Genomic DNA, 4,968 nt, shown 5'->3' on the forward strand with positions numbered 1-4,968 from the left:
GGTCCGGGTGGCAGGCTTCACGTGGAATGGGTGGCAACCTTCAGCGGTTTACGCAGCCATTTCCGCGTGGCTTCTTGATTAGGCGAGGTTGTTTGTATTGCGACATACAATGGTGACGACTCACTGCAAGCCCTCTTCAAAAGCTTGCAGGTCTTCCTCCCTCCAACGAGTTGTCCCCGGGCCGACCTTGACCGGTCGGGGAAATCTCCCCTCTCTGACCCAGCGCCATATAGTTTTAGTTGAGACTTTGTAACGGCTACTCACTTCATCGACGGTGTAAAACATGGGCTTTCTCTCGGCAGTTGCGGAGGTTTCGATTTGTTCCGCTTCAAACGAACCTGTGATACTCCAGATGACGTTGTCTGAATTGATCGATGACAGCATTGATGAATGTCTGATTAGTAGGTATGGCCTGCTTTTGATCGTCAGACTCAAAGGCCGCTCGACTGGGTGAGTGGCGTGGTGGAAAGGCTATCCAATTCCGATGGATGTGGCGACAGATCTGATCGCCGTTGGGAGGCTTAAAGATTGAAAACGACTGATATGAAGCAGTATCCAATGAAAGTCATTAGCGGTGGTCAGACTGGTGCCGACCGCGCGGCACTTGATGCGGCGATAGACCGGGATTACCCGATCGCGGGCGCTTGCCCAAAAGGGCGCCTAGCAGAGGATGGGACGATACCGGAGCGCTACCCGCTTACGGAAATCACTGGAGGCTATCGAGCCCGAACCCGAAAAAATGTTCAGACAGGCGACGGTACGCTTGTTTTCTATCGCGACGAGCTCAAGGGCGGCACAGCATTGACTGTTTCTATGGCTCTGAAGGAGCGGAAACCGCTAAAGCTGATTGATATTTCTGTAGTAGAGCCGGGCCTGGCTGTTGAGAAGATCCGGGAATTTTGCATCGATAATCAGATAGGGACGTTAAATGTTGCAGGTCCGAGAACTTCGCAATGCGCTGGCATTTACCCCTATGTCTTTGAGGTCATTTCTGAGTTGCTAGGTGATAATTCAGGATGTTGATGAGGCTTAGCTCCGCCAATACGTCAGCAAAACTCGATGTTGTCACGTCGATCAAGCTTGAATAGTGTCCGAAAAAGTAGTAGTTTTTCTGACAATGCTTGGAGGTGTGTCATGTCCGTGAAAGAGTCCATTGAGCGTCAAATAGTCAAGCTCCCGCAAGGTGAGCCCTTTACAAATACAAGGTTTCTTCGGCTCGGGTCACGCGCAGCTGTGGATAAGGCTATGTCTAGGCTAGTAGAGGCGGGTGTGATTCAGCGGGTTGCAAGGGGCGTGTTTGTCCGGCCAAAGCAAAGCAGGTTTGTCGGGGTGGTGATGCCCGACGTGTCGCGTGTGGTTGAGGTGATCGCGAAAGAGCATGGAGAAACCATTCAGGTTCACGGGGCAGAAGCGGCTCGCCGCTTCAAGCTCAGTACGCAAATGCCAACGGCACCGGTTTACTACACTAGTGGCCCCACCCGAGAAATTTGCATCGGTAAACTTAAAGTGAGGCTTGTGCACACCAGCAGTCAGAGAAAGCTTCAGCATGCGGGCAAAAGACCTGGCTTGGCCCTCTCTGCTCTTTGGTATCTGGGTAAAAACAACATCAGTACCGAGGTAGTGAAGCGGATCAAAGAGGGGTTGAGCGAAGAAGAGTTCGAGACGTTGCTTTCCTCCCGTATGCCGGCCTGGATGAGCGAGGTGTTCAGGCAATATGAGACTGGCCGTGTCCATGGCTGAGCAGGTATTTCTCGAACTTTCCGCGGAGGAACAACGCGATATCCTTCAAACTGTTGCACCTCAACTGGCTCGCAGTGCATCTGTTTTGGAAAAGGATGTATGGGTCTGCTGGACTCTGCAGGCGCTGTTCTCCATGCCTGGTGCGCACCCGATGGCTTTTAAAGGTGGTACATCGCTCTCCAAAGTTTACGATGTGATTGATCGCTTTTCCGAGGATGTCGATATCACGTTGGATTACAGGGCCTTCGAGGACGGCTTTGACCCATTCGCAGGGGGCGTAAGTCGTACCAAAACCAAGCAGTTTAGTGAACGACTGAAAAGTTATGTTTTTGCCTATGCGAACGAAGTGGTCGTTCCACACCTAGAAAGTGAATTGGCTAAATTGCCAGTATCCGAGCATCGCACCGTTGAGCTAGACGATGGCGGTGAAAAAATTTGGGTCACTTATCCATCGGTTATAGAGGATTCGGGCCAATATATTCGGTCGCAGGTACTCATTGAGCTCGGTGGCAGAAATGTCATCGATCCCAATGAAACTCATATAGTCTGCCCATACATCTCTGAGCTGACGCAAGACCTCGTCTATCCGAGCAGTGAGGTCGTGGTGCTCTCGCCGGAACGGACATTCTGGGAGAAAGCGACGCTCATACATGTTGAATGTAGTAGGGGTAAGCTCAGGGACAGTGCTGAAAGGTTGTCCCGACATTGGTACGACTTGGTGATGCTTGCAGAGCATCCTGCCGGCCGATCAGCGGTCAAAAACCGGGAGCTTTTAGAGGATGTAGTTCGTCACAAGAAAGTTTTCTTCCATACGGGCTACGCGAACTATGACGAGTGTCTGGATGGACGGCTGAAGCTATTGCCGGAGACCGATACTCTGGAGGGGTTGCGGGGTGACTACGAGAAAATGGTGGGTGCGGGGATGATGTACTCGACACCTCCGGACTTTGAGGAAATCGTCGACTCAATCCGGGATCTCGAAAGCCGTGTTAATAGCCGGTGAGTGCGATCGGTTCCTGCCACGTACTCGGGCAGCCATTAGGGATGTCTGAATGGCTATAAGAGCACACTATAAACAACAGCAGCCCCGATAGCTTCCTTACCTTCTTCACTGAACAGCCTCCTAGTCACCATTCATAGATTCCGTGCCATGAAACAGTTAGAACAAGGCCACGACATAGCGTTACTTCCAGCTTAGTTAAGGCTGCCGGTAGCGTGGTCGTGGTGGTTGTACCCGGGCCCCCAACTTCCAATATTCTTATCGCTGGGGGGATGGGAAGTCGATCAGGTTTGGGCGCCAACTGCACAAGGACATTGGCTGCCAGATTCGTCGAACCCACTTGTCCCCAGCTTACACGACTTCCTGGAAGGATATTCATCTGGCGAACTGCTAGAAGGGGCGACTACAGAATGACAGAGTCGTCGGTTTGGTTACGAGCTTGATCCAGGGAAAAGTGACGGCGGAGGTGGCCTACCGGCTTCCCGAGAGCTCCGATCAAGTTGAAGACTTTGAACATTACGAGTGTCCGACGTCGCAAGGCTATAAGGGGTCCCTGGATCTTACGGCTAACTAGAAATATTCAAACTATTGACGGTTTGAGTCTGGGGATGGAAAAGTCACCATACGTGACAGATGGAAGCGCCCATCGGCACCTGAAGCAAACGGGGGACACGCGCTTGGCGCGTGCCCTTAACGCTTGAACGTAGCTCTCGCTCAGTTAGTCTCGTTCTGACAACCGAAGGTATACTGCTCCACGTCGCCAACAATGATCGTTGTATTTGGACTCGGAGCGACAAAACGAGCACCCTTTCCCAGCCGCTGTTCGCAGGCCCGATCGAAGAAAGCCACGGAAGCATCGATAGGCCTCACATCAACAATTCTAACCTTGTTGTCACTAGTATTTTGATAAATAACCTCTGCTTTTACATTGTTTCCTTCGGAATCCGTGAATGTCCTTTCGACTTTCTGATTTCCCCCGGCGATAGCAAAACTGGACAAAACCAGAATGGCGAATGCAGATATGACCTTACCCATAAAATCACCTTTATTTAATTGAATCGGCCTCCCTGAAAAATAACAAGGAGGCCGAGATTTATGCCATGTAATATAAACGATCAGTGTCGAGCGCGAACCTCGCCAATGGCTGTCGCACACAAACCTGGAATACAACCATTCAGGTATACCGGCCAAGTTCCAGCGTTATGCGATACACAGACAACACGAATGTTCAGGCGACCATTGTAGACATTGCTACCCACGATCCCTCCATTGGAGATCGAGCATTTGTCTGCCGCCATTGCCAGGCTATACTCTCCGCCCGCATTGGTCGAATAATGCATGTACCCATCCAGAGTATAGTTGGAGTTCACAGGAGCATTTCTGTTGGGTGGAACCAGAGTGATAGAGGGCGTGTAATATGGCGTTATAGTGGCTGTCCCAACCTCTGAGGCTGGGGTATCGCTTTGCTCCTGCTGGCAAACGATCACATCAACCACGTCCTCGCCGATGATATTGATTGTCTCATCATATGCGTCGCGGCCACCAGAAGACTTGCAATACTCTTGGTGCCTGGCTTTTAACTCATCAGACCTCATGCCTTGCAGAACAGCTAACTTCCCGTTACCCATTCTCACCCCGTGTGTTACATACTGAGTGGGCTCTGAGCCGTCTGACGGCACGGAAAACGACCTGGATTCGACTTCACTACTATTTGTTGCATGTGCAACGCTAGCCAAACCGGTTACTACAACGATACGGGATAAGTGACGCTCTTACTCCTTGACCGATTATATCCTTCATCGTTACATATCCTTTTCATGTCCACTTTATTATCAAAGCACTCGTGACAAATGCTCATGTTTATTTAGCACTGCATCAAATACGTGTCAAAACGACCCCAGAATAATTAATGATGTATAAGCGACATATGCGCGATACTAAAGAATGCGTATGTGTATAATGCGGATGGGCATTATATTGTGCGGAACACGAAGATATTTCAGTTATATTTCATGACTGAACGAACCAAAACTACCTTGCCTTATGTTCTTGAAACCATAGTTTGTCCTCTTTTTGTTAGTGGCCAATTAAAATGACCCACTACTGGCCATTAATTTTGACCCACCTCCGAGTGGCCGTCAGGCCACAGAACCAGCTACTGTCCCTCGCTTTTATCGATGGCCGGGGGCATGTCAGTGAAGGAGTGGGTTGTGATACACAAGATCAAG

General features: G+C 50.3%; 7 protein-coding genes. 4 read left to right on the plus strand and 3 right to left on the minus strand.

Going from position 1 to position 4,968, the window contains the following annotated elements; translation table 11 throughout:
* Window positions 1-120: 120 nt before the first annotated feature.
* Entirely contained in the window at window positions 121-384 is a 264-nt protein-coding gene (locus RO069_RS11450) for a helix-turn-helix transcriptional regulator (RefSeq protein WP_023008981.1), read from the minus strand.
* 144 nt (window positions 385-528) lie between these two features.
* On the opposite strand from RO069_RS11450, the gene RO069_RS11455 reads away from it, so the two are divergent.
* From RO069_RS11455 to RO069_RS11470, 4 genes are all read left to right on the plus strand, one after another.
* Window positions 529-1,023, plus strand: coding sequence for a putative molybdenum carrier protein (locus tag RO069_RS11455; RefSeq protein WP_236040533.1), 495 nt, complete (start codon window positions 529-531; stop codon window positions 1,021-1,023).
* Between the two features lie 111 nt (window positions 1,024-1,134).
* Window positions 1,135-1,740: a DUF6088 family protein gene (locus tag RO069_RS11460; RefSeq protein WP_011783945.1), complete on the plus strand. Its 606-nt coding sequence runs from the start codon at window positions 1,135-1,137 to the stop codon at window positions 1,738-1,740.
* Window positions 1,733-2,743 carry a nucleotidyl transferase AbiEii/AbiGii toxin family protein gene (locus RO069_RS11465; protein WP_236040532.1) on the plus strand — a complete coding sequence of 337 codons (1,011 nt, stop codon included), beginning with the start codon at window positions 1,733-1,735 and terminating at the stop codon, window positions 2,741-2,743. Before RO069_RS11460 ends, RO069_RS11465 begins: the two co-directional genes overlap by 8 nt.
* Before the next feature lie 280 nt (window positions 2,744-3,023).
* Window positions 3,024-3,134: a DUF4113 domain-containing protein gene (locus RO069_RS11470; protein WP_328187633.1), complete on the plus strand. Its 111-nt coding sequence runs from the start codon at window positions 3,024-3,026 to the stop codon at window positions 3,132-3,134.
* A gap of 320 nt (window positions 3,135-3,454) precedes the next feature.
* On the opposite strand, the gene RO069_RS11475 is transcribed toward RO069_RS11470, so the two are convergent.
* Window positions 3,455-3,775: a hypothetical protein gene (locus RO069_RS11475; protein ID WP_328187631.1), complete on the minus strand. Its 321-nt coding sequence runs from the start codon at window positions 3,773-3,775 to the stop codon at window positions 3,455-3,457.
* Window positions 3,776-3,855: 80 nt separating this feature from the next.
* Window positions 3,856-4,368: a hypothetical protein gene (locus tag RO069_RS11480; RefSeq protein WP_328187632.1), complete on the minus strand. Its 513-nt coding sequence runs from the start codon at window positions 4,366-4,368 to the stop codon at window positions 3,856-3,858.
* Between the last annotated feature and the right edge of the window lie 600 nt (window positions 4,369-4,968).

This window comes from Marinobacter sp. OP 3.4 (assembly GCF_036224885.1).
GTDB lineage: Bacteria > Pseudomonadota > Gammaproteobacteria > Pseudomonadales > Oleiphilaceae > Marinobacter.

Excerpts from the sequence above, each read along its gene's own strand:
- RO069_RS11460 (WP_011783945.1), top strand. The coding sequence starts at position 1,135 with ATGTCCGTGAAAGAGTCCATTGAGCGTCAAATAGTCAAGCTCCCGCAA.
- RO069_RS11475 (WP_328187631.1), bottom strand. The coding sequence starts at position 3,775 with ATGGGTAAGGTCATATCTGCATTCGCCATTCTGGTTTTGTCCAGTTTT.
- RO069_RS11465 (WP_236040532.1), top strand. The coding sequence starts at position 1,733 with ATGGCTGAGCAGGTATTTCTCGAACTTTCCGCGGAGGAACAACGCGAT.
- RO069_RS11480 (WP_328187632.1), bottom strand. The coding sequence starts at position 4,368 with ATGGGTAACGGGAAGTTAGCTGTTCTGCAAGGCATGAGGTCTGATGAG.
- RO069_RS11450 (WP_023008981.1), bottom strand. The coding sequence starts at position 384 with ATGCTGTCATCGATCAATTCAGACAACGTCATCTGGAGTATCACAGGT.